This window comes from Agrobacterium sp. 22-226-1 (assembly GCF_053522345.1).
In genome coordinates this window covers 1-23,573 of sequence record NZ_JBNWCP010000008.1, presented here as the reverse complement: position 1 = coordinate 23,573, position 23,573 = coordinate 1, and the positions used below count along the sequence as shown (strand labels likewise).

Genomic DNA, 23,573 nt, shown 5'->3' with positions numbered 1-23,573 from the left:
GCTCGAAAACATCAACCTGCGGCAGTCATATTAGCAGCGGAAAATCCCATGAAAACAGTGAGTACGTTTCCGTACGAATTGGTAGAACGGATCGTTCTGCACCGCAGAATGGCCGCAAGTTCAAATTTTGACCCATTTTTCAGGCAGCATCATACATCGAAACCCGGCCATTGGGTATGTGGACCCCAACCGTCAAGGAAGGGGGAGATGGCCGTATCAGCGGGGAGCTACCGCCTTGGCACGAAACACGCGCAAAAACCGTCCGCCACCCGCCTTCCAGCCCGAAAGCGCCGGCGCGCCCTCACTTCGCGCTTTGCGCAAGGAAGCGGAAAGCTGTGAACGATGCGATCTCTACAGGCAAGCCACCCAGCTTGTTTTTGGCGACGGCGACACCCGGGCGCACGTTGTCCTCGTCGGCGAACAGCCCGGCAATGAAGAAGACCTGAAAGGACGGCCTTTCGTTGGTCCGGCCGGTCGCCTGCTCGACGAATGCCTCAAAGAAGCGGGTGTGGATCGTTCGCAATGTTATGTGACCAACGCCGTAAAACATTTCAAATTCGAGCAGCGTGGGAAACGACGTCTGCATGCCCGCCCGAACGGCGGGGAGGTGCAGCGCTGCGCCTGGTGGCTAGGTGCAGAATTGCGGCTTATCGAGCCAGACCTTATCGTGGCGATGGGCGCCACGGCCTTTTACGCGCTGACGGGACGCGCAAGCGGCGTGACGAAGGAACGCGGGCATGTTCTTTTGACGCCGGGCGGCACACGCCTTCTCGTCACCATCCATCCGTCTTATCTGCTGCGCCTTCGCGACCGGCAGGAGGCGGATCGACAGCACCGCGCCTTCGTCTCCGACCTGCATAAAATAGGCGAAATCCTTGGCGCGACGAGTTAGCGTAACCGGCCTGCCGCAATCGCGCCCAATGTCAGGAACAAGCTTTTCCCAGCGTGGTTAGGTGCGACCGAACAGGGAGGCTTGAACACCATGGAAAAGAGCATCGAATACCAGATCATCGCGCATGAAAATGGGTGGGCCGTTGTCGTTTCTGACGTCGTAAGGGCTGTTTACCCCAGTCGCCACCTGGCTTTGGCGGCTGCGAAGCTGCTGGAGAGCAATGTGGTCCCGACGCAGGAGGCGGAACGCCTTGCTGCGACCGCCCATCTGACCCTGACCGACACCACGGCGCCGAACCGGTTGCGCACCTCCCTGCAGTTGATGGTGGCTGTGCCCTATCAGGTGGATATTCCCTTGCGGCGAAGAAGCGAAGAAGTCTGCTTTCCATCGATCGGCGGCCTCGATCTGGCAACCGGCAAAGTATAGACCGGATGGCGGGCCGGCCTCGCCTCACACCGCGCGGCCGGGATGTGTTCCTGTCAGAAAATAGAGCGCAATCGCAACAGCGAGCGCGAATATGACCAGCGTGTAGACCATCATGGTTTTCCACGTCCGTTTGCGCCCGCGAAAATCGCCATCATCTATGCCGACGGGCGAGAATTTCGAATCGAGCCTTTCGCTCAATGGTCTGTTCATGTCTTGCTCGGGCCTGATACTTTCGCGCGGCGCGTTAGCCATGTCCTCATTTTTGGCGTGCATCGGATACTCCCTCATGTGCCACCGCGCCTAACCCCATCCATCCGCAATTGTTCCGCAGCAGGAAGCCTGCACCATCAGGTCATTGCTTCTCGAACTCGAGCATTGGCCGCCGTTTTTCGGGATCAATTTCTGACACCGCGGTATTCCCCTCGCGCTTATTTGATAAATTCAGTGACCATGCGGCTGAAATCATCTTGCTCTGGCGTTATGGTGGGGGAACAGGCACACGCATGCCGATGGTGTGCGAGGAGTAAAGCATGCAGACCGTTAAACGCCTCACCATCGCAATCATCGGCATGACAGATACTGTTACATCGGAAATCCGAATGGCGTGGTTTCATGCCCAGATCGGCCTGGAGGGACCCTACTCCGCCAGCTTCATAGAAAGTGAAGACGCTCTCAAATTTGCCGCGGCGATTATTGACGTTCGTTACGAGGCGGACGTCATGCTGCGTCTCACCGAGCAACTGGACGAAGAGGCAATTCCTTATCTTTTTTTCGTGCCAGAGACGGTTATTGACAGCGAGCCGGGACCTTTTGTCCTCTCCGGACGTTCGGAAGACATCGAAAACATTGTTTCCGCTTTGATGGCGCAAGGAGGGGGCATCAGACATTAAAGCGAGGCACGTGTTATGCTGAAGCAAGCCGAGGGCCATGGCGAAGCGAACTTTCTGCTTTCTCTTCTGCCAGATGACATCAGGCGTGAAGTAACGGGCGTCTGTAAGCCCATCAAGCTCGCATTGGGCGATGTGTTGATATCCGCCGGCGCGCCCGTCGAACGTGTTTTCTTTTTGTCATCCGGCATTGCCTCCGTCGTGGTCGTCACCAAATCGGAACGCAAAACCGAAGCGGGACTTGTCGGGAGAGAGGGATTTGTGCCGACAGGGGCGGTCGCTGGCGCGGAAACAAACCTGACCGAAATCGTGGTACAGGCTCCCGGCGAAGCCCTTTTCATGGATATGCGGTCGTTTGAAGCGCTTCTTGAAAAATATCGGGTCTTTTTCGACATTCTTGTCTGTGCCCTGCACATCTCAAGAACGCAGGTGGAATACACGGCGTCTTCCAATGCCACCCAGTCCGTAACGGAGCGGCTCGCCCGCTGGCTGCTGATGTGCCACGACCGCGTAGAAGGCAATCATCTGCCACTGACCCACGACTTTTTGTCCACCATGCTGGCCGTCAGGCGCGCAAGTGTAACGGACGCCCTCCACGTTCTCGAAAGTCATGGGTTCATTCGTTCCGAAAGGGGAAGAATTACGATCAGGAACCGCGAGATGCTCGAGACCTATGCGCGCGATCTCTACGGCATGCCTGAAGAGGAAAGCAATCGTGTATTTGCCCGCTTTCTGTCCGAATACCAGTCTGAAATCCCGCTTGGCGACCTCGTCATTGTCGAAAGCAGTGGGGTTCGGTAGACGGGACCGCCTTCCCAATCGACGTTCGGTACGCTTCCGGACATTTACGTTTGGCCATTTCCCTATAGTATGGATTCATCTTCCCTCACGCTGTGAAATGCAGGACGCGTTTCAAGGAGGTGAAATGTACGCCAATCACGAGTACCAGAGTTCCGGAATTTTTCTGAACGAAGACATCAACATCGTTAAGACAGCCTACGAGAATGTTCTGTCCGCAGAACGCGACCCGGCTTTGTGCCGGGCAGACGTCGCCCGCTATGTCCTGAAAATGTATGATCGCGGCGTTGTCGATCCCCTGAAACTTCAGCGGCTCGCAACTCTCTATTTTCGAACCAAATTGCTTGTCGGCTGATTTTCCAGCCTTACGCGTTATCTCTCGCCTTGGTCTCAGGTTCGATGACGTCTGGAAGGGCGTCCCTCTGCGGTTTCGGAAAATCGCGTACCTCGTCACGCCCAAGGGCAGAATGATGCGTTCCGGTTTCCCATTCATCCATCCGTGGCGCCACTCGCCTGCAATATGAAAGGCGTCGACGGACAGGGGAACAAACCTGCGCAAGCATGGTTCGGGTCGCTCCACTGAACTCATGCCGCACGAGGTACAACATGACCAGGAAAACACTCCCCATTCCAGAAGAGAACAGAAGCCAGCAAGGACCCGGCGACAACGACCGTCTGAACACGGAAGAAGCCTCCGCCGTCAAGGAACAGAAGGTTTCAACCCAGACCGGGAGGCAGGCAAACATAAAGATAAACACGACACATCAAGGTCACCAGCAGGACAGGTAGCGCCCGCCTGTCTGCGGCAGGTGGCTGGCTGTCACCGCCACTCAGTCCAGATTTCGACGTAGCGACTCCCTCGCCCTGTTGACGCGGCTTTTGATGGTGCCCACCCGGCAGCCGCAGATGGCGGCGGCATCGGAATAACTCGTCCCTGCCGCCACGAGCAGCAGAGCTTTTTTCTGGTCCTTGTCGAGATGGCGGATAGCCCGCATGACCTCCTGATGCTGCACACGCCATTCCTGACTGGCAGGGGTAGACATGGATTGCTCGATACCGACCGGCAAGCCGACGCATTCACGCCTCGACACCTTGTAGCGAGTGCAGAACGTGTTGCGCAAAATGGTGAAGAGCCATGATTTCAACGCCGTGCCGGGGGTAAAACCATGCAGAGCCCGAAGCCCCCGCAACATCGTCTCCTGGACGAGATCGTCAACATCTTCCTCATTTCTGACGAAGCGGCGCGCAAAAGCCGTCAGGGCCGGCGCCAGATCCGCAATACCGATGCGCAACACCTCCAGCTGCGCTTCACTCAATGTGTTTCCGGAAACTCCACTCACAGCGTGCTTGGCCATTTTCCCATCCTTTCACTATGGGGAAATGTCCCGGCAGACGCTTGGTTGCTGTACGCCAACGTACAATGGCGCAATCAATGAAGATTGCGGCTGAATTGATTGGAAACCGCAGGCGTGCGTAATAGTTGAGGCAGGACAGGGTGGTTTCAGGCCTCATCCTCGCGCCCGGCCGGTTGCCTCCGCCGCCTCTGTTCGATCATGCGTTCAGCGTTCTTTCTCGTCTGTTCCCTGTCGCGGCGGCTTTCTTCACTATCACCGGAACGGGCGTCGTCCGTACCGGGCTCCGGCTGGGTATCCTTGTCGGGTCGGTTCATCGCTTCATCTCCGCTTATGGTTACAGGAATGACGGATCCGCCATCCGGCCGGTCTTTCTAACCGCAGCTCCATGAAGAGGTTCCGATCTTGCTGAGGCACTAAGGGAACAGTGGCGCGGGAAAACGGTTTGGGAGGGATCAAGGAGGATGTCATGAACAAGAACGACAAGCTGAAGCAGATTCACAAGGACAGTGAACCGCAATTTGCGCGCGGCAAGAAAACCTCGAAAAACAACGGCGTGGCGAGCGCGAAGCCAAGGGTTATCACCGGTTCGGACGACGCAACCGTCAACAAGCTGCCGCCCGGCGTCAAGAAACCCGAGAAGGACTGGGATTTGAACTACAACGAACGGGATACCAGCGACGGCAATTTCCAGGGTTAATCCGGTCGCACACGACAACCTTCACCGAGCCAGGTCCTCGATCACAAGTTCGATGGATTGTGGCTCGGCGCCTTCTTTTGTCTGCACCCTCAAGACGCTGCCGGTGTTCAGCACGCCCTCGAGCACCGTCCGCTCCCCCACTATGATCTTAATCACCTTGGGGGTCGCCGCCTCGATATTCAGGCTGTTGCTGGTTTCGTGATCAACGGTTTGGGCCACGGTGGAGCCTCCGGTTCGTGTGAAGATAGGCGGCCTAACTTCGCTCGGGCAAGCTTGTTCCTTTTCTTCGGTGAAGACCGCTGGCTGCTTCCGCTAATCGCCCGAAGCAATTCTGATATTAGGGTCTCATGAACCGCGGAGCGGATTGCCTGGGAAGCGCCGCAAGGAGGGTCGCCGTATCGCACACCTGCAACTGTGTCGAAAAACGGCCGGACAGCAGCTTCAACGCCGCATCGTGTGTCGCATCCCTTCCGCTACAAAGCGCGTCTTCGACCAGAATGACGTAAAAACCCTGGTCTATCGCTCCCAGAACGGTAGCGAGAACGCAGACATCTGTTTCGCCGCCGGTAATCACCAGTGTTGAAACCCGTTCCTCCCGCAGGATGTCGCCAAGTCCTCCATGCTGCCAGGGGGAGTACACGCTTTTACGAAAGATGCGGGCGGGCGGTATGTAGCGCGACAGCGCTGGTATAACACCGATCAGTTCCGGGGCCAGCGACTGCTGCGTCATCATCGGCCATTTTTCATAATAGGCCCGCCATGCACCGGCGGCCTGCTCGACAGATTTCGGCGGCACAAAACAGGTGAAGATGCATCGGGCGGGATCGCCTTGAACCAAAGCCTCCACCTCCTCGCTGATGCGGTCCATCCATTCGACATGCCATGGCGTATCCTCGGCGAAAACGCGTTGCATGTCGACGCACAGGTGCCGCCAGTCTCCCTCGGGAGAAAACTCGATCAATTCCTCCTCCCTATCCGCCGGTCTCACTGTGAGGAGCGGCAACGGGTTTCGATTCCGGCGATCCGCGGAAGCGCAGGAAGATGGAGAGAACGACGAGAACTGCGGTCGAAAGAAACTCCGATTGCCAGTTCTGAAAGGATTCAAACCAGAATTCCACACTTCCCAGATGCGCAAATAGCGTTGTCTCGGGCTCACCGTGCATGGCGGCTTCCACTGCCCCTGCGTCGGCGCTGTATTTCAGATGGAGAACAAAACTGACGATGAAAAGGAAGAACAGCGCCAATCCCAGAGAATAGGAATAGAGGGTGCGGATAAATCCCCCTGCTTTCACCGGCCAGGGCGCCTCGGGATCATCTGCTTTTTGTGCGGGATCTTCGTCTTGCGATGCAGCTTTATCGGGGTCTTTGGATTCCGATGAGCCTCTCTGAAAAAGAAACGCGGTCAGCATGACATACGCCGACATCTGGAGGAATTCGCTCTCCCAGTTTTCGAACAGGGCGGAAAGAAAATGGCCGCTCTTTGCGTAGGAAAGAAGCGTAAGGGGCACCGCCTGATGCTGCGCAAGCTCCTCGTTGTAAACAGCCCAGCCGGTCGCGAGCATGCCACCGATCGTCAACAGGGAAGTCAGGACAAGGACAATCGTCAATCCATTGTCGCGAAACAGCCTCATGGTTCAGCCTCGCATGAAAGAGACAACTGCAAAATTGGACGTGCCGCCAATATCAGCGGCACGTCCGCATGACGGCTCACGCCGCCTTGGATTTGGCCTTCACGTTTGCGCGTGCCTGGGCAAGCGACGAGAGAGCCGTATCCGTTGCGCTTTCCTCGCCCAGCGTCTGCTCGAACAGTTTCGCCGCTTCCTTCATGCCGAGTTCGACCGCCCACGTCTTCAAGGTGCCATAACGGGTAATCTCGTAGTGCTCCACGGCCTGCGCCGAAGAAATCAGCCCGGCATCGAGCGCTGGCGAGCCCTTGAACTCCTCCATGATTTCCTCGCCTTCCGAGATAATGCCCTGGATCGCCTCGCAGGTCTTGCCGCGTGCCGGCTTGCCGAGCAAATCGAAGACAGTCTGCAATCGCTCCACGTGGACCTCGGTCTCGTCCCTGTGCTTTTCGAATGCCGCCTTCAACTCCGCTGACTGCGCAGCCCGCGCCATTTTCGGGAGCGCCTTGAGAATCTGGCGTTCCGCGAAATAAATATCCTTCACCGTATCGAGGAAAAGGTCTTCCAATGTCTTCTCAGCCATTTTTAGTCTCCTGTTGCTTGGTGGTGAGTGAGAGTGGGTGTTTCACCGTTTATCGACGGGCACGGAGGCCTTGCCGAGTTTGAGCGACGGTTCGCGCGCCCAGACTCGAAGTTTGCCGAGCTCTGACACGAAGGCAGAAAGTCCCCCTTCACCCGGCAATGGCAGCATGCCTTCATCCATGACATCGGCAATTCCCGCTTTTTCCAGTAACGGCAGCGCCGACTGGTCGTAGCCAATGAATTTGCAGTGCTGGAACGCATCGGCGACGAAATCCCGCGCAGTTGCCTCCTTGATCAGCTCATCGATGGCCGCCGCCGATGTCAGCAGCGCCACCGCATCGAAAAGCACTGAAGGCCCGCCATCAATCATGTGATGTGCCTCGACAAAGGTGCCGTCCGACGCCGTTACCCCTCCGACCTTGGGCGCGATAAGCTCGAAGACAGCTTTTTCTGCCTCGACCGCTTTGGTCAGCCCCTTCAGCAGTTTAGCGTCCACGCCGTCGGTAATGAGAATGCCAAGCTTGCGACCCTCGAACCGTTTGGGACCCCGTTGAACGATGCTGAGCGCCGGCGACGGCTCCAGATCCTGACGGGTTGGCATGGCGGCATCCGTCGGTTTCGGCATGGCTTGCAGGCCGAGCTTCTGCGCCACCGTCGCGGCAAGCGTTTCGTCGATATTGAGAAGATGCGCGACCATTCTCTCGCGAATGACGGGAGTTTCTACCTTGCTGAGTTCGAAGGTGAGCGCCGATGCGATATGGCGCTGCTCGGGTGGCGTCTGGCTGATGTAGAATTGGCGCGCCTGGCTGTAGTGATCGGCGAAACTTTCCGGCCGCAACCTTGCCTTGGCGCCTTGCTCCTCCGCAGGGAAATGCTGGAATCCACGCGACGGCGATTCCCTTGGCCCTTCCCCGAAGGAATTGGGCTGATAATTCGCCCGTCCGGTCGGATTGCGCATCGCCATATGGCCGTCCTGCTGGAAATGCGCGAAAGGACACTTGGGAGCATTGATGGGCAGATGCGTGAAGTTCGGCCCGCCGAGACGCTTGAGCTGCGTATCGAGATAGGAAAAATTCCTGCCCTGCAGCAGCGGATCATTGCTGAAATCGATGCCCGGCGGCACGTTCTGCGTCATGAACGCCACCTGTTCGGTTTCGGCAAAGAAGTTGTCCGGCATACGGTCTAGGACAAGCCGGCCGACCGGTTTCGGCGCCAATATCTCCTCGGGAATGATCTTGGTGGGGTCGAGAACGTCGAAATCGAAGCTATCGGCGAAATCCTGATCGAAAAGCTGAACCTGCAGCTCCCATTCCGGAAAATTGCCGGACTGGATCGCCGCCCAAAGATCGCGCCGGTGAAAATCGGGATCGGCGCCGTTGATCTTGACCGCCTCGTTCCACGCCACCGACTGCAATCCGAGCTTCGGCTTCCAGTGAAACTTCACGAAGGTCGATTGCTCCTTCGCGTTAATGAAGCGGAAGGTGTGCACCCCAAAACCTTCCATGAACCGGAAGGAGCGTGGAATGGTCCGATCCGACATGATCCACATGACCATGTTCATGCTTTCGGGCGTGAGGCTGATGAAATCCCAGAAGGTGTCATGCGCGGTTTGCGCCTGTGGAAAGGCGCGATCAGGCTCCTGCTTGGCGGCATGGATAAGATCCGGAAACTTGATCGCATCCTGAATGAAGAATACCGGGATATTGTTGCCGACGAGATCCCAGTTACCCTCCTTGGTATAAAGCTTCACGGCGAAACCGCGCACATCCCGCGCGAGGTCGGCCGACCCCTTGTTGCCGGCGACGGTCGAGAACCGCACGAAGGCCGGGGTCTTTTCACCCGCCCGCTGAAACAGATCGGCGCTGGTGTGGGCGGCAAGGGATTCATAGGTCTCGAAGTAGCCATGCGCACCATAACCGCGGGCGTGAACCACGCGCTCAGGGATTCTTTCGTGATCGAAATGGAAAATCTTCTCGCGGAAATGGAAATCATCCACGACAAGCGGGCCGCGAGGACCAACTCGAAGAGAGTTCTGGTCGTCCGCTACCGGCCCGCCCTGAGCGGTCGTCAGCACGGGCTCCTCGCCGGCAGCAGTCTGATGCAGTTCGCCGCCGGCTCCCCGAACAAGCTTCTGGTCGTGAATGGTGGCAGTGGCGGATGATGAGGTGGAATCTGGTTTTCTGGCCATGTCAGCTCCTGCAAGGCGTTGACCAGGGGCATGACAGACCATGCCCCCGGGTTGACGGGTGAGCACGTCAAATTGCTGAGGGGCGATACCGGTTCCGCTCCTGTTCAACGTCTTCCGGCGCATAGGGTCTTGACGCCTCGTCGAAGCCCGTCCAGCCCTGTTCGCGATAGGCCGCGCGGCGTTCCGCGGGGTCGACCCACCCCTGCCGCTTGAGCACGGCCTCCGCCTCCGGCACCAGGTTATCTTCCACTCGGGCGGTCACCAGCGTACCGCCCCTGCGCACCCCTTCGGCGTAAAGATTGGCATCCTCTTCGGAAACGCCCGAACGGGTCATGGCTCCGATAAGCCCGCCGGCAGCGCCACCGGCGACAGCGCCGCCCGCTGCCCCGACTGCCGTTGCGGCAAGCCAGCCCGCTGCAACCACGGGCCCCACGCCCGGGATCGCCATCAATCCAAGCCCCGTCAGCAGACCGCCCGCGCCACCGACAAGCGCACCGATGCCAGCACCTGTGCCTGCGCCCTCCGCTGCGTTGGAATCGGAATCCTCTCCATGCCGCCTGTCGGCGTTGCTGCCGACGATGCTGATATCGCTTGACGGCACGCCTGCTCTTTCCAGTTCGGAAACGGCGGCGCTTGCATCATCATAGTCGTCGAAAAGTCCGGTTACGGTTCTCATGTCACTTCTCCCAAAATCCTGCGCGCCTCACTTGGCGACGACGTTGCCCTGATAATCGAGCGCTATGGCCACGGTCTTGCCGCCTTTCATGCCCGATGCCATCCACACACCCTTGTCGTCTTTCGTCAGGTTCTTGACCTGCGTGTACCCGGCCTCTTCCATCCTCTGTTTGGCCTGCGCTTCAGTGAAGCTGTTGGCGCCCTCCACCGGAGCCGTCGGATTATTGGCGCCCGGCGTCGCGACAGCCGGCGTATCGCCACCCGGATTGGCGGTTGGCGTCTGCTGGGCGAAAGCCGACAGCGCACCGCCGCCTAAGAGCAACGCAACGAAAACAGTTTTCTTCATTTGGATTTTTCCTCCGCTAGGATCATCGATTGCGAACCTCCCTTTCGGGAATTTTCCTCCGAGAGACGGGAAACCCATCTCAGGCCGGCATGAACGCCTCTCGAACAAACCGACATGCAGAGAGTTCCGAAAATAATTATCGGCAGGGAGAATGCCGCCTCACACGATGATCGCCTTACCCGAGACGCCGGACGGGGTATGGCGAGGAGGAGCAGCCGTTTTATACCACGTCCTTGGCGGAAAAGCCGGCAGCGCCGCCCTTATAACGTCAGTCCTTGTCGCCCGGATATTGACTGTTCTTAAGGAGCAGAGCCAGGTGCACCGTGTTGCGCACAAGCATGCTGACCATGGTTTTAACGGCGTCCGGCGTTTCATCGAGATCGACGAAATTCTTCGAACCCATTGCCTCCCCCACCCAGTAGGCAACCGCATTTGCGGGAACAGTGAAGCCGACATCATTCAGGGCCTGAAAAAGTTCCGCCGAAACATGGTGAGCACCGTCTTCATTTCCGACGACCGCCACCGCAGCGACTTTCCCATAGGAAACCATACGCCCCTGCTCGTCGGTCTCGTCCAGAAATGCATCCATGCGCTCCAGCGCTCTTTTGCAAACGCTCGAGGGCTGTCCGAGCCATATCGGCGTTCCAAGCAGAAGAATGTCGGCTGCAACGATCTTTTCACGGATGGCCGGCCAGGCGTCTCCCTCGCCTTCATCGGACGTAACGCCGGCCTTGATGTCATGATCGGCAAGCCTGACCGTCTCGGTTTGCACATCATGATCGCCGAGTTCCCGAAGGATCAATGTCAGCAGTTTTCCGGTCGACGACGGCTCTGCCGACGTGGAAGACTTGAGTGTCGCATTCAATGCGAGGACCTTGAGAGACATGATAGCTCCTTCTGTCAGCGGGCTTTGCCGCATGTTGGTGTGGGTGACTGCCGCCGCCGCCAGCTGGCAAACCGTCTGACCTAACGCCGGGACAGCAGTCGCGCCATGGCGTGATGCGGAGGCGGCTTCTCGCCTTCAGGTCCGTTTTCCTTTTCCAGCCGAGAGCGGATCTCCTCTATTTCGTCTTCCGTGAGATGCTCGATCCCGATAAAATCAGCGCGTGCCTGCTCCACGGCTCTCAGGAGTTCGTCCAGCTTTGCTTCCATCGCTGCGGAATCCCGGTTCTGCGAATTCTGCACGAGGAAAATCATGAGGAAGGTGACAATGGTCGTGCCCGTGTTGATGACCAGTTGCCAGACCTCCGAAAAGCCAAACAGCGGCCCGCTTGTTCCCCAGACGATGATCGCGCCAAGCGCGACGACAAACGCAGTGGGCGAGCCTGAAAAGGACGCGGTACGGCTGGCAAAAAGGGTGAAGAACTTGTTCATAGCGTGCTGCACCTCACCGCTTACACCGATTCCGACGCAAAAACGCACATGTCATATTGTCTAAGAGCGTCGGCTCGACAACGTGCGCTGCGTTTAGGTTGGCACTAACAAAGGAAAAAGCAGATGGTTCCGAGGTTAGAGGCCAGACGGAAGTGAGCAGCCTCCAACTTTGCTTACGCATTAGGACAAAGCGGGACTAAGTTCGCTTAACGCTTGTCGCGCCCTTGTTGGCGAGTATCTTGCGCGCCAGTTCAGAGGAGCATTGAGTTGAACGTATTGTCGAGGTCGTCCGCCAAACGGAATTGGCCTATCCCGAGTTCGATGACGTATTGAGTGGCGCTATCCCCGACGATATCGCCTTGCGGACCGTAAGAAGCATCGTCACGGATGAAATACCGCCTTCCGATGCAGATCGGTTTCTGACCAAGACCATTCGTCTTAAGCAGGAGGACATTGATTGGCTTTTCAATAGTCCGCTCGAACCATCAAGGACCGCTAGGGTATTGTCGACGGCTCTGGCAAGCCTAGGCGATCGATCGGTAATCGAAGCGGCGAATAATCCTTCCGTCGGTCCAAAAATGCTGCAAATCTTGGTCAGGGACATCACGAGTTCGGCTCCGCAAATCGCGAGGATACTTGTGCTCCGCAAAATGCTAACATTAAGATCAGGATGATATGACATCTACTGTCAGCGGAGCCACCGAGACCGCATCCACGCCATTCGCTTTCAGGAAGTCGGTAACCAGACCTTCGGCTTTGGCGCTTTCCACAAACGCGGTCAGATAGCTCTCCGCCACCGGGCCATGCGTCCGTGCCACTCCCATCGCCTGCTCGATCACCATAAAGCGGCCGGGCAGAAACCGCAGTCCACCGAACCGGTCCGCGTCCTGCTGGAGTTGCTGACGAACGCCCGCAGCGACGTCGGCTGACGTTTCCAGGAAATGCTGGACGACGGCGGGGGACGTCGCGGCGCGCTCAATCGCGGCGTGTCGAAGTTCTCGTGTAAGATACAGATCGTAGGCGCTGCCCTTGCCCACAACCACCCTACGGCCGGCAACATCAATGTCTTTCATTTCGGAGACCGGCGAGCCGTCTCGGACAAGATAACATCCCTCGATCAGCACATAGGGGGCAGTGAACGCAATCAGTTGCGCGCGTGTGGGATCGCGAGCGAAGAAGCCGATATCGGCACGGCCTTCCTCAACGGCGGTGACTGCCTTACCCGCTGACTCCAGAACGACAAGTTCGAGCGGTACGTCCAGACGCTCGGCCAGCGTCCGAGCGAGATCGACGGAAACGCCTGCGACGCCTCCCGGCACGTCTTTCCGGCTTGCGAGGATCGGATTCCCGACGTTTATCGTCGTCCGCAACGTACCCGAGGGAGCGATTGCGCGTCGCACTTTGGCGATGTCGATGTCTGTCATTTCGCTTCTCCGATCACGCGTCCCGCCCGGATGCCTTCCGACCCGGCCTGTTCAGCAATTGCTTGAGGATGAGCGGCAGCACGCCGCCTGCCCGAAGAATGCCGACCTCCGCACTGGTTTCGATTGCCGCCACGGCATCCAGGGTCGTCGAAGTGCCATCCACCTTGCGTATTGTCACGGTCACATCGCAACGTGGTGTCATGGTCTGTGGATCGGCATCAATCACGACGACATCATCTGCCGAGATGCCGAGGTCAGCGGGCTTGACGCCTTGCGGTAACCGTAAGGGCAGCACGCCCATGCCGATCAGGTTCCAGCGGTGAATGCGCTCAAAGCTGGCTGCGAGCACGGCGCGAACACCGAGAAGCGCCACACCCTTGGCTGCCCAGTCACGAGAAGAACCCATTCCATAACGCTCGCCTGCCACCACGACCACGGACCTGCCCTCGGCTTGGTATCGTTGCGCCGCGTCCCAGAGTGACAGGACATCGCCCGATCCGGCGTGGATGGTGGAACCGGGGGGAATGTCGTCGCCGAGAAGATTGCGCACCGTTTTGTTGGTGAACAGGCCACGAATCATCACTTCCCAGTTGCCGCGCCGCGACGAGAAGACGTTGAGGTCGAAGGGATTTTGCCCGCGTTCGATCAGATGGCGCCCGGCATCGCCCTTTGCGGGGATCGCCCCGGCCGGTGAAATATGGTCGGTCGTGATGTCATCGCCAACAACGAGGATCGGATGCGCCTCATAGGTTCCGAGCTTGGTGCCCTTGCCGAAACTCGCAAATGGCGGACGGCGGATGTAAGTGGATGTCTCGTCCCAGGGAAACAGCGTCGTCGTTGGAGCCGGAAGCTCCTTCCACGCCTTGCTCGCTTCGGCGGCATCGTAGGCGGGTGCGAAGTCCTCTATCTTCGACGCGGCAGCCAGGGCTTCGTCGATCTCCACGGTGCTCGGCCACAGCATGGAGAGGGTCACCGGCGTGCCGTCCTGCGAAACCCCGATCGGATCGTTCATGATATCGAGTTCGACGGTCCCGGCGAGCGCGAAGGCCACGACCATTGGTGGCGAGGCGAGGAACCCGGCCTCAAGCTGGGGATGGACGCGCCCGGGAAAGTTGCGGTTCCCCGAAAGCACGGCGACCGGAAGGATCCCACGCCTGGCCATCGCATCCGCGACCGGCTCGGTCAGCGGGCCGGAATTGCCGATACATGTCGTGCAGCCGTAACCCACGATACCGAAGCCGACGGATTCGAGATCGGACAAAAGCCCTGCCCGCACGAGATAGCGCTCCGCCGTCGGCGAGCCGGGCGCGGTGGACGTCTTGACCCAGTGCGGAGGGCGAAGCCCATAGGCCTTCGCCTTGCGGGCTAGAAGTCCGGCAGCGATCAACAGGCGCGGATCGGACGTATTGGTACAGCTTGTGATGGCCGCGATCGCGACCGAGCCGTCGTTCGGTTCACCCTCGACGGAAGGCGCGCCGCCGTTCTTTTTCATTCCCGCGATTGCACTACGGGTTTCGCTGACTGCAATCCGGTCCTGCGGGCGACGGGGGCCTGCGAGGCTGGGTTCGACGCTGGACAGGTCAAGATCGAGGGTGGACGTGTAGCGTGGATTGGCGTTCGGATCGAACCAGATGCCGACCCGTTTCGCATAGGCCTCGACGAAAGCGGCGTGTACCGACCTGCGCCCGGTGGCGAGAAGGTAGTCGACCGACTGGCGGTCGATCGGGAAATAGCCGCTATTCGCCCCGAACTCGGGCGTCATGTTGGCGACGACCGCACGGTCGCCCGCCGTGAGGTTCGACACGCCCGGGCCATAGAACTCGACGAACTTGTCCTGCAAGTCGATCTGGCGGAGCAGATGGGTAACGACAAGCGCCAGATCGGTTGCAAGAACACCCTCCCTCAGCGCGCCCGTCAGCCGGACGCCGACAACATCGGGAACGCGAAGGGCGACAGGCATGCCGAAGAAAACGCTTTCCGCCTCCAGCCCGCCGACACCCCAAGCCAGCACGCCAATGCCATTGATCATCGGCGTATGACTGTCCGTCCCGATCAGCGTGTCCGGCATGGCCCACAGCCTGCCGTCGCGCTGCACCGACGTCGCGACCGTCGCAAGCCGTTCGAGGTTGAGCGTGTGCATGATCCCGGTTCCCGGCGGATGCGCCCGGAAGTCGGCAAGGCTGTTGGTCGCCCATTTCATGAAACTATAGCGCTCGGCATTGCGCTCGTACTCCCGCTCCATGTTGCGCGCGAGCGCCGCCGAAGTTCCGAAAGCATCGACGGCGACCGAGTGATCGGTGGAGACATCGACGGGAACCACCGGGTTGAGCAGGGCCGGATCGCCGCCTGCCTCAGCGAGCGCCGAGCGCATTCCGGCGATATCCACGAGCGCGGGCCCGCATGTCGTGTCGTGCATCAGCACCCGGTTCGGCAGGAAGGGGATTTCGACATCGCTCTGGCCCGTTTCGAGCCAGGCGAGCATAGCGTCCTTGGCACGAAAGGCGTCATCACCTGCCGTACGGAGAACGTTCTCCAGCAGGATGCGATGGATATAAGGCATGCGCACCAGACAATCACCGGCCTCGGCCGGAAGATCGATGATGTCGTGGCTGACGCCGTTGATGTCGAATGTGGTGCGCATGCTGTTTTTCCATTCAGGCTTTGCGGGAGGACGTACGGCCGGCGTGGAACTGTCCGGTCGGACTGTCATCGGCGTCGGGAGCCGGGAAGCGCATGAACCATGTCATGAAGAACAAGATCACGAGAAGCACCGCCAGGAACAAAAGGCCGCCGAGCGGGCTGCCTGTCGCCGTTTTAGCCCAACCCATCGCGTAGGGTCCGACGAATCCGCCGAGGTTGCCGATCGAGTTGATCGCCGCAATCGATACCGCCGCCGTCGAACGTGACAGGAAAAGACCCGGCAACGACCAGAACGGCGATTTGAACGCATAGATGCCTGCGAGAGCCACCGAGATCAGGCCGATCGCGACATAGGGATCGTTTGTCAGGCCTGTAGCGGCCAGCGCGAATCCTCCGATCAGGAGCGGTACGGCACTGTGCTTTTGTCGTTCGCCCGTGCGGTCGGAACTCCTGGACCACAGGACCATGGCGACCGTGGCGATCGCATAGGGAATCATGGCGACGAGGCCGATCTGGGTGTGCGTTAGCGACTTACCGAAACTCTGGATGATCTGGGGCATCCAGAGACCAATCCCGAGGTTGCCGACCTGATAGATGAAATAGATCGCTGACAGGAAAAGCACTTTCGGGTTGGAGATCGCAGCCCACAGCCCAAGATGCTGGACGTTCTTGCGTTTGTTATGGTCTTGGGCAAGCTCGCCGACCAGCCAGTTGCGCTCGTCCTCGGTCAGCCACTTCGCCTTCTCCGGGCGATCTGTCATGTAAAAGTAGTTGAAGACACCGGCCAGGATCGCGGGCAACCCTTCGAGCACCAGCATCCAGCGCCAGCCCGCATGCCCGAACCAGTTCACGTTGTCCATGATCCAGGTGCTGAGCGGCGCGCCGAGCAGATAGGAAGCCGGGATAGCGGCGGTGAAGAACGCCACCGTCGTTGCCTGTTCCTTGGCGCGGAACCAGTAGGTGAGATAGATGATGATACCGGGGAAGAAGCCTGCTTCCGCGACGCCGAGGAGGAAGCGGAGTGTATAGAGCTGCCAGGCTTCCTGAACGAAACCCGTCAGGACCGCAACCGCACCCCAGGTAAGCAGAATACGCGAAATCCAGATGCGCGAGCCGTATTTCTGGAGGGCGACGTTGCTCGGAACCTCGAACAGGAAATAGCCGATGAAGAAGATTCCTCCCGCAAAGCCGAAAGCTTCGGCGGAAAGGGCAAGATCCTTGTTCATCTCGAGGGCCGCGTATCCGAGATTGGCGCGATCCAGATAGGAAATGACATAGAGGATGAAACAGTAGGGCACGATTCTCCAGAAGACTTTACGCGTGGTGGTCTTCTCAAGCGTGCTCGTATCGGTGAGCGTCATGGCTCCCTCCCAAAGGTGTTTATGTCGCTTGCCTCCCAAGGCACGACCCTTTTTTACATATTATAATTATAAAATGCAATTGTGATTTTTGAAGGATCGGTTTATCAGGTTCTGGACCGTACGGAGGAGACCTGAGAAATGGAAAATCGCGGCGACCTGGTCGTTTATGTCGGCGCACGAACAACGCGGCAGCGCAATGCGCGCGGCAACGGCCTCAATGTGTACCGTCTTCGCAACGACATGCAGTGGGAACACCTTCAGCTCCTCGAGATGGAAAACCCGTCCTTCCTGGCATTCGATCGAACCGGCCAGTTCCTGCACACCGTCCACGGCGACTCGGATCGGGTGACGTCATTCTCGATCGAACGGTCGACGGGCAAGCTGACGCCACTGGGAACGCAATCGACACGGGGACGCAATCCGGTCGATCTCTCCTTCGACCCGACGAACCGATACCTCGTCATCGCAAATCACGTTACGTCGTCGATCGCCCTTCTTCCGCGCCTCGATAACGGATCCTTGGGCGAGGTCTGTGACCTTGCCGCAGTTACCGGGGAAATCGGCCCACATCGCGTCGAGCAGCCCATGCCCAAGCCTCATCAGGTGGAATTCGATCCGAGTGGCCGGTGGATCGCGGTGCCGGACAAGGGTACCGACACCGTCCTCATCTACGAGATCGACACGGCGAGCGGAACCTTGCGGAAAGCGAGCGCCTGCGCCACGCGGGAAACCTCGGGTCCCCGACACATCGCGTTCCACTCCAACGGCCGCCTCGCCTATGTTGTCAACGAGCTCGACTCAACTGTCACCGCGTACCGCTTCGATCCCGACAACGGACGCCTCTCGCCCTTCCAGATACTCTCGACCCTTCCCGACACCTTCACCGGCAACAGCCGCGCTGCCGAAATCGCGATATCGGGCGACGGACGGTTCGTCTATGCCAGCAATCGCGGCAGCGACACCATCGTGGTCTTCGAGCTGGACCGTTCCGGCCACATGCGTCTCGCCGGACATTGGGCGACCGGCGGAAAGACACCGAGATTTTTCACAATCCTCCCAAACGGCGCCCTTCTCGCGGCAAACGAGGATTCGGACAGCGTGACCGCGTTCGACATAGACGCAGTGACCGGTCGCCTGTCTGCGAGGGATGAGGTGCTCTCGGTCGGGAGCCCTGTCTGCATCGTCTTCAAGACGCTGGACTGATGGACGTCAGACCTTCGGGGTCTTGATGCGGCTCGCGCCCATGATGTGGGTGAATAGAAACGCCGCAGCCTCGTTTCGTCGCCCGTCCTCGACGAGATCGAGGATATGGAGATGTTCCGCCGTCTGCTTCGGCAGGCGGCTGCGGTCGATAGTGATGTGATATTCGATGAGGCGGCGAAGTCTGTTGATCCGCTTGATGGAGTCGAGGAAGAACTCGTTGCGGGAGCATGCGACGAGCATCTCATGGAATTCGTTGTTGGCCTTGAAGATATCGGCACGCGACCAGGTCTCGAAGCCGCCGTCGCGCAAGGCGGTCTGGACCTCGCGGGCGCGCTTCAAGCCCTCGACGTCGGGCTCGAACGTCGGCAACAGCATCGCCTGCTGCTCGATCACGGCCCGGAACGCATATCCATCCTCGTAACTCTGTCTGGAGGTCAGAGCCTGACGGAACGCCCACCCGTTCCCCGGCAGCCGCTCGATCCAGCCTTCGTCAGCGATGCGGTGCAGAACTTTCAGGAGACGGGTTCTGGGAACGTCGTAGAAGCGCATCAACTCGTTTTCGCTGACGCGCTCCTCAAGCTTGCCCGACAGACGGTCTTCGGCCATACGGAAGTAGATCGCCTCGTCGCCCGCCGCGTCCATATCGTCGCTGGCGGTTTCAAGCGCGATATTTTCAGCGTCGACGGCAAGGAAGTAGCCCCTGTTTGGCTCGGCCCGGACGATACCATCTCCTTCGAGTTTCTGGAGAGCGCTCAGGATCGGCGCACGCGAAACCCGGAACGTATCAGCCAGCAGCTGCAATGGCAGGTGCTGGCCCTGTTGCATGCGGTTCGTCTGTACATACTCGACGATGTTGCTGCTGATCTGTGGTACCAGGCTTTTCCTAGCCATCCGCCGCCCTGTCCTGTTCATCGCATGGTCGCGATGTCCTCTTACGGAACATCGCGCCATGTTACCATAGCGCGATGGGTCGCCGGTCACCAATCAATCCTCGTCCTGCTGGAAACGTGACAGTCCGCGGAAGATGAACGGTGCGACAAGAGCAACGACCGCGATCCCGATCATGATGGCCGAACTCGGATGTTGCAAGAAGACAATCGGATCGCCGAGGCTCATCTGAAGCGAGCGACGCAATGCACTGTCAGCAAGAGGACCAAGGATAAGGCCAACGACGGCAGGCGCGATCGGATAGTCGAAACGCCGCATGAGGAATCCGACGACACCGAATCCGGTCAGCAAGAGCAGTTCGACGACGGATGGATTCGCCGCAATCGTTCCCATTGACGCGAAGACCAGAATTCCGGCGTAAAGCCATGGAAGCGGGATCTTCAGCAGCCTGACCCAAAGGCCAACCAGCGGTAAATTAAGCACCAGTAGCATCACGTTGGCGATGAACAGGCTCGCAACGAGACCCCACACGAGATCGGCGTGCTGAGCAAAAAGGAGCGGTCCCGGTTGAATGTTATATTGCTGGAATCCCGCAAGCATCACTGCTGCCGTCGCGGACGTAGGCAGGCCAAGCGTGAGCAACGGCACGAGCGTTCCTGCCGCGGAGGCATTGTTCGCCGCTTCGGGGCCTGCAACGCCCTCAATCGCACCTTCGCCGAATTCCTCGGGTTTGCGGGACAGCTTCCTTTCGATGTTGTAGCTGAGGAATGTCGGGATTTCTGCGCCGCCTGCCGGGAGCGCGCCGATCGGGAAACCGATGAAGGTTCCGCGCAACCAGGGCTTCCACGACCGGCTCCAGTCCTCCTTCGTCATCCAGATCGATCCCTTCACCGAGATCGGTTTTTCCGGCTTGTAGAGATGCCGGGAAGCCACGATCAGGGCTTCTCCTATGGCGAACAGGCCAACCGCGAGCGTCGTCACCTCAACCCCGTCGAGAAGTTCAGGGACGCCGAAGGTCAGACGTGCCTGGCCCGTAAGCTGGTCTATGCCCATAAGACCGAGCCACAGGCCAAACGCCAAGCTCGTCAGACCACGTAGCGGCGACGATCCGAACGTCGCCGAAACAGTGACGAACGCAATCAGCATGAGGCCGAAATAATCCCAAGGGCCAAACTTGACCGCGACTTTAACGAGGACGGGCGCGAGGAATGCGAGGCCGACCGTTGCGATCAGGGCCGCGACGAAGGATCCGATTGCGGCCGTGGCGAGCGCCGGACCGCCCCTTCCCCTGCGCGCCATCTGATTGCCTTCGAGCGCGGTCACCACTGACGCGCTTTCCCCGGGTGTATTCAGAAGGATCGCAGTCGTCGAACCACCGTACATCCCGCCATAATAGATGCCCGCGAACATAATGATGGAGCCGCCGGGATCGAGTTTGAAAGTGACGGGAAGCAGAAGCGCGACCGTCAGCGCCGGGCCGATACCGGGAAGCACGCCGACCGCCGTGCCTATGATGACCCCGATTGCCGCGTAGATGAGGTTCGCGGGATCGATGGCAATGGCGAAGCCCTGGAAAAGATAGATGAGGGTGTCCATGGCGACCTCAGAACAGCCGCTCAAGCGGGCCCGTGGGCAACGCGAGCGTCAGAAGCTTGTTGAAAAGAAGGAAGATGACGATGCCGAGGATCGCCCCAAGACAAATATCGATGACGAATGCCTTGCGGCCGAAGGCGCGCGCCGTGAAGGCAAAAAGCAGCGTCGATCCCAGAATGAACCCGCCCCCTGCCCAGATGGACGCGATCAGTCCCGACAGGGCGAGACCGATCCAACCGACGGCCTTCCAGTCGACTTCCTCGTTCTCGACATCATTCGGCTTGAACGCGCTGATCAAATGGCCGGCCGCCAGAATTGCGAACAGAATCGCAACGAAATATGAAGCCGCGGTGGCGCTCATTCCGTATGTGGCCCGTACAACCATTCGGCTCGCGTCCCAGTAGGTCACTGCGGCGATAGCGAAAAGCACGATGGCAATGACCGCCGCGGGGCGGTTATGGATAAAAGCTGGTTTACTGGTCATTGTTTCCTCGTCGCCGGGATGCCGCAGACGGGCATCCCGGTCTTGGGAGAAATCAGTCGGCGAGGCCGATGGACTTCAGAATGCCGTGCACGCGCTCGGTCTCCGAGCCGATGAACGTCTTGAATTCGCCGGATGGCGCGTAGTAGTCGGTCCAGCCGCGCGTCTTGAGAACGGCCTGCCACTGTTCGGATTTTACCGTCTTGTCTACGGCAGCCTCGATAGCCTCAAGGTCAGCGCCCTCGACGCCGGGACCGGCGAAAACTCCGCGCCAGTTGACGAGTTCGATATCAAGGCCCTGCGCCTTCAGCGGCTTGGCTTCAATTCCTTCGATAGGCTCGGGATAGGAGATAGCCAGAGCGCGGAGATCGCCGGATTTGATCTGGCCTTCCCATTCACCGTAACCGGAAACGCCTGCCGTCGCCTGCCCGCCAAGCATGGCCGCCAGAGATTCACCGCCACCGGAATAGGCAACGTAGTTGATCTTCGCGGGATCTTCGCCAGCGGCTTTCGTGACCAGCGCAGCGAGGATGTGGTCCGCGCCCCCGGCGGACCCGCCGACCCAGATGGCCTTGGCAACGTCGGTCTTGATGGCCTTGAGCAGGTCATCCATGGTTTGGATCGGGGAGTCCTTGGGAACGACGATGACGAGCGGATCGCCTGTCAAGCGGGCGACCGGCGTGATCTGCGTAAGATCCACGGGCGACTTGTTCGAGATGCTGGCGCCGACAAGGGTAATGCCCGCGACGAGGAGCTGCTTGGGACTGCCCTTTGCCGACCCCACGAACTGCGCCAGCCCGACCGTGCCGCCGGCACCCGGAACATTGACGACCTGCACGCTCTTTGCGGCACCCGTGGCCATCATGACTTCCTGGAGTGAGCGGGACGCCGAGTCCCACCCGCCACCGGCGCCGGCCGGAGCGGTGATGGTGAACTCAAGACCCTGCGCCATTGTGGCACTCGCCGCCGACATCGCGGCAGTGGCGGCGACCGTTGCGGCCACGAGGAATTTTCTGAGATGAAGCATTGCGACTATCCTCCTTATCGCGTGAACCCACCTCCATGGGTATGACGTGGAGAAACTGCATTATATAATCATAAAAGTAAATGGGTATTACGTACTTCTTTGTGAAGCGATTGATCGCAGCCGACTATCTGCTGTCGACTCTCAAATGGCATAACGCACGGCCCTCATCGGATACCTACGCAACAAGCCGAGGTATCTTGATTGCAATCAAGCTCGGCCTTGTTACGGCGACCCCAACAACACCCGCTATGCGCTCCAACCTGCGCCGGTGTTCGGACGGTCTGGAGTTCACCTGCTGGAATGGAGAGGTCATTCGTCTCGCCCCCATCATCGACGCCTTCGACCGCGAGATGATCGCTTGGACGGCGGTCGCCAATGCGGGTATTTCCGGCTCAGACGTGCGCGACATGATGCTGGAGGCCGTCGAAAAGCGGTTCGCAGCAACCCGAACCCCGCACGCTATCGAGCATCTCTCGGACAACGGTTCGGCTTATACAGCACGGGAGACCAGGCTATTTACCCAGGCACTCAATTTAACGCCCTGCTTCACGCCGGTGGCCAGCCCGTAGTCGAACGGAATGTCAGAGGCTTTCGTTAAAACCCTGAAGCGGGATTACATCCGCATCTCGGCACTACCGGATGCCCAAACGGCGCTCCGGCTCATCGACGGATGGATCGAGGACTACAACGAAATCCATCCACATTCCGCGCTCAAGATGGCTTCCCCTCGGCAGTTCATCAGGGCTAAATCAATCTAGCCGACCTGTCCGGTGAAACGGGGAGCACTCAAGTCAGTCCCCCGCGCCGGTAAACGTTGACCTTCCCTCCGAGGATTTCGTGGCTCGCCATACCGGCCCCTGTTTGTTTCCGTCTTCGATATGGGAACAGGGAATCACGACCTCAAGGGAACAGTCAAATCGGCCTCGGGATTTGTGCAAGCGTTGTGCTAGGGGTAAAAACGACTTCGGCCTCCCGAGGGAGGCCGCTTAAAGTCTTGATAGTCATCGTAAACTTTGGTTGCGGGGGCAGGATTTGAACCTGCGGCCTTCAGGTTATGAGCCTGACGAGCTACCGGGCTGCTCCACCCCGCGTTGACTGGTTTTATTATAGC

The 23,573-nt window shown here is 59.0% G+C and carries 26 protein-coding genes, 1 tRNA gene and 1 pseudogene; 8 read left to right on the top strand and 20 right to left on the bottom strand.

Translation table 11 applies throughout. The annotated features are described in order from the left end of the window. The first annotated feature begins 235 nt into the window (after positions 1-235). Together ACQZ5K_RS14965 and ACQZ5K_RS14960 are read left to right on the top strand one after the other, a co-directional pair. A complete protein-coding gene (locus ACQZ5K_RS14965; protein WP_448740703.1) occupies positions 236-892 on the top strand; it encodes a UdgX family uracil-DNA binding protein in 657 nt (218 codons plus the stop codon). A gap of 90 nt (positions 893-982) precedes the next feature. Further along, a complete protein-coding gene (locus ACQZ5K_RS14960) occupies positions 983-1,318 on the top strand; it encodes a hypothetical protein (protein ID WP_448740702.1) in 336 nt (111 codons plus the stop codon). Between the two features lie 24 nt (positions 1,319-1,342). Here the strand turns inward: ACQZ5K_RS14960 and ACQZ5K_RS14955 are convergent, their stop codons facing one another. Next, the gene (locus ACQZ5K_RS14955) at positions 1,343-1,528 is read right to left on the bottom strand and encodes a hypothetical protein (protein ID WP_448740701.1); all 186 of its coding nucleotides are present in this window, start codon (positions 1,526-1,528) and stop codon (positions 1,343-1,345) included. Positions 1,529-1,848: 320 nt separating this feature from the next. Here ACQZ5K_RS14955 and ACQZ5K_RS14950 point away from each other — a divergent pair, with 320 nt between their 5' ends. The 3 genes from ACQZ5K_RS14950 to ACQZ5K_RS14940 all read left to right on the top strand — a co-directional run bounded on the left by ACQZ5K_RS14950 (position 1,849) and on the right by ACQZ5K_RS14940 (position 3,358). Then, complete coding sequence (locus ACQZ5K_RS14950) at positions 1,849-2,208, top strand: hypothetical protein (protein WP_003520657.1); 360 nt, start codon at positions 1,849-1,851, stop codon at positions 2,206-2,208. A gap of 15 nt (positions 2,209-2,223) precedes the next feature. Next, the gene (locus ACQZ5K_RS14945) at positions 2,224-3,006 is read left to right on the top strand and encodes a Crp/Fnr family transcriptional regulator (RefSeq protein ID WP_448740700.1); all 783 of its coding nucleotides are present in this window, start codon (positions 2,224-2,226) and stop codon (positions 3,004-3,006) included. Between the two features lie 124 nt (positions 3,007-3,130). Then, positions 3,131-3,358 (top strand): hypothetical protein, encoded by a 228-nt coding sequence (locus tag ACQZ5K_RS14940; protein WP_003520654.1) that lies wholly within the window; start codon positions 3,131-3,133, stop codon positions 3,356-3,358. A gap of 475 nt (positions 3,359-3,833) precedes the next feature. Here ACQZ5K_RS14940 and ACQZ5K_RS14935 read toward each other — a convergent pair whose 3' ends face one another. Together ACQZ5K_RS14935 and ACQZ5K_RS14930 are read right to left on the bottom strand one after the other, a co-directional pair. After that, positions 3,834-4,358, bottom strand: a complete 525-nt coding sequence (locus ACQZ5K_RS14935; RefSeq protein ID WP_080820186.1) for a sigma-70 family RNA polymerase sigma factor — start codon at positions 4,356-4,358, stop codon at positions 3,834-3,836. A 146-nt stretch (positions 4,359-4,504) separates the two neighbouring features. Continuing rightward, positions 4,505-4,672 carry a hypothetical protein gene (locus ACQZ5K_RS14930; protein ID WP_162936913.1) on the bottom strand — a complete coding sequence of 56 codons (168 nt, stop codon included), beginning with the start codon at positions 4,670-4,672 and terminating at the stop codon, positions 4,505-4,507. A gap of 152 nt (positions 4,673-4,824) precedes the next feature. Here ACQZ5K_RS14930 and ACQZ5K_RS14925 point away from each other — a divergent pair, with 152 nt between their 5' ends. After that, positions 4,825-5,055 carry a hypothetical protein gene (locus tag ACQZ5K_RS14925; protein ID WP_448740699.1) on the top strand — a complete coding sequence of 77 codons (231 nt, stop codon included), beginning with the start codon at positions 4,825-4,827 and terminating at the stop codon, positions 5,053-5,055. Positions 5,056-5,076: 21 nt separating this feature from the next. On the opposite strand, the gene ACQZ5K_RS14920 is transcribed toward ACQZ5K_RS14925, so the two are convergent. The 12 genes from ACQZ5K_RS14920 to ACQZ5K_RS14865 all read right to left on the bottom strand — a co-directional run bounded on the left by ACQZ5K_RS14920 (position 5,077) and on the right by ACQZ5K_RS14865 (position 17,270). Next, a complete protein-coding gene (locus ACQZ5K_RS14920; RefSeq protein WP_080820184.1) occupies positions 5,077-5,274 on the bottom strand; it encodes a hypothetical protein in 198 nt (65 codons plus the stop codon). Positions 5,275-5,392: 118 nt separating this feature from the next. Further along, positions 5,393-6,016 carry a cysteine hydrolase family protein gene (locus ACQZ5K_RS14915; protein ID WP_448740698.1) on the bottom strand — a complete coding sequence of 208 codons (624 nt, stop codon included), beginning with the start codon at positions 6,014-6,016 and terminating at the stop codon, positions 5,393-5,395. Between the two features lie 10 nt (positions 6,017-6,026). After that, the gene (locus ACQZ5K_RS14910; RefSeq protein WP_448740697.1) at positions 6,027-6,686 is read right to left on the bottom strand and encodes a DUF6766 family protein; all 660 of its coding nucleotides are present in this window, start codon (positions 6,684-6,686) and stop codon (positions 6,027-6,029) included. 76 nt (positions 6,687-6,762) lie between these two features. After that, a complete protein-coding gene (locus tag ACQZ5K_RS14905; RefSeq protein ID WP_448740696.1) occupies positions 6,763-7,263 on the bottom strand; it encodes a YciE/YciF ferroxidase family protein in 501 nt (166 codons plus the stop codon). A gap of 42 nt (positions 7,264-7,305) precedes the next feature. Next, positions 7,306-9,450, bottom strand: coding sequence for a catalase (katE, locus tag ACQZ5K_RS14900; RefSeq protein WP_448740695.1), 2,145 nt, complete (start codon positions 9,448-9,450; stop codon positions 7,306-7,308). A 67-nt stretch (positions 9,451-9,517) separates the two neighbouring features. Further along, a complete protein-coding gene (locus ACQZ5K_RS14895) occupies positions 9,518-10,126 on the bottom strand; it encodes a general stress protein (RefSeq protein ID WP_003520644.1) in 609 nt (202 codons plus the stop codon). A gap of 27 nt (positions 10,127-10,153) precedes the next feature. Continuing rightward, the gene (locus ACQZ5K_RS14890) at positions 10,154-10,471 is read right to left on the bottom strand and encodes a PepSY domain-containing protein (protein WP_425624710.1); all 318 of its coding nucleotides are present in this window, start codon (positions 10,469-10,471) and stop codon (positions 10,154-10,156) included. 268 nt (positions 10,472-10,739) lie between these two features. Beyond that, entirely contained in the window at positions 10,740-11,357 is a 618-nt protein-coding gene (locus tag ACQZ5K_RS14885; protein ID WP_448740694.1) for a flavodoxin family protein, read from the bottom strand. Between the two features lie 80 nt (positions 11,358-11,437). Further along, positions 11,438-11,845: a low affinity iron permease family protein gene (locus ACQZ5K_RS14880; protein ID WP_003520641.1), complete on the bottom strand. Its 408-nt coding sequence runs from the start codon at positions 11,843-11,845 to the stop codon at positions 11,438-11,440. A 665-nt stretch (positions 11,846-12,510) separates the two neighbouring features. After that, a complete protein-coding gene (locus ACQZ5K_RS14875) occupies positions 12,511-13,269 on the bottom strand; it encodes a transporter substrate-binding domain-containing protein (protein ID WP_448740693.1) in 759 nt (252 codons plus the stop codon). A gap of 13 nt (positions 13,270-13,282) precedes the next feature. Next, a complete protein-coding gene (gene acnA, locus ACQZ5K_RS14870; RefSeq protein ID WP_448740692.1) occupies positions 13,283-15,910 on the bottom strand; it encodes an aconitate hydratase AcnA in 2,628 nt (875 codons plus the stop codon). Positions 15,911-15,923: 13 nt separating this feature from the next. After that, complete coding sequence (locus tag ACQZ5K_RS14865) at positions 15,924-17,270, bottom strand: MFS transporter (RefSeq protein WP_448740691.1); 1,347 nt, start codon at positions 17,268-17,270, stop codon at positions 15,924-15,926. 138 nt (positions 17,271-17,408) lie between these two features. On the opposite strand from ACQZ5K_RS14865, the gene ACQZ5K_RS14860 reads away from it, so the two are divergent. Next, positions 17,409-18,473 (top strand): lactonase family protein, encoded by a 1,065-nt coding sequence (locus tag ACQZ5K_RS14860; protein ID WP_448740690.1) that lies wholly within the window; start codon positions 17,409-17,411, stop codon positions 18,471-18,473. 6 nt (positions 18,474-18,479) lie between these two features. Here the strand turns inward: ACQZ5K_RS14860 and ACQZ5K_RS14855 are convergent, their stop codons facing one another. The 4 genes from ACQZ5K_RS14855 to ACQZ5K_RS14840 all read right to left on the bottom strand — a co-directional run bounded on the left by ACQZ5K_RS14855 (position 18,480) and on the right by ACQZ5K_RS14840 (position 22,462). Further along, the gene (locus ACQZ5K_RS14855) at positions 18,480-19,364 is read right to left on the bottom strand and encodes a GntR family transcriptional regulator (protein ID WP_142781571.1); all 885 of its coding nucleotides are present in this window, start codon (positions 19,362-19,364) and stop codon (positions 18,480-18,482) included. Between the two features lie 93 nt (positions 19,365-19,457). Next, positions 19,458-20,957 carry a tripartite tricarboxylate transporter permease gene (locus tag ACQZ5K_RS14850; RefSeq protein ID WP_448740689.1) on the bottom strand — a complete coding sequence of 500 codons (1,500 nt, stop codon included), beginning with the start codon at positions 20,955-20,957 and terminating at the stop codon, positions 19,458-19,460. Between the two features lie 7 nt (positions 20,958-20,964). Beyond that, entirely contained in the window at positions 20,965-21,438 is a 474-nt protein-coding gene (locus ACQZ5K_RS14845) for a tripartite tricarboxylate transporter TctB family protein (RefSeq protein ID WP_448740688.1), read from the bottom strand. A 52-nt stretch (positions 21,439-21,490) separates the two neighbouring features. Next, on the bottom strand, positions 21,491-22,462 hold the full coding sequence (locus ACQZ5K_RS14840) for a Bug family tripartite tricarboxylate transporter substrate binding protein (protein ID WP_448740687.1): 972 nt from the start codon (positions 22,460-22,462) through the stop codon (positions 21,491-21,493). A gap of 248 nt (positions 22,463-22,710) precedes the next feature. Between ACQZ5K_RS14840 and ACQZ5K_RS14835 the strand changes: the two are divergent. Further along, positions 22,711-23,220: pseudogene (locus ACQZ5K_RS14835) on the top strand (DDE-type integrase/transposase/recombinase); the annotation flags it as partial. 256 nt (positions 23,221-23,476) lie between these two features. On the opposite strand, the gene ACQZ5K_RS14830 reads toward ACQZ5K_RS14835, so the two are convergent. After that, positions 23,477-23,553: transfer RNA gene (locus ACQZ5K_RS14830), tRNA-Met, on the bottom strand. Between the last annotated feature and the right edge of the window lie 20 nt (positions 23,554-23,573).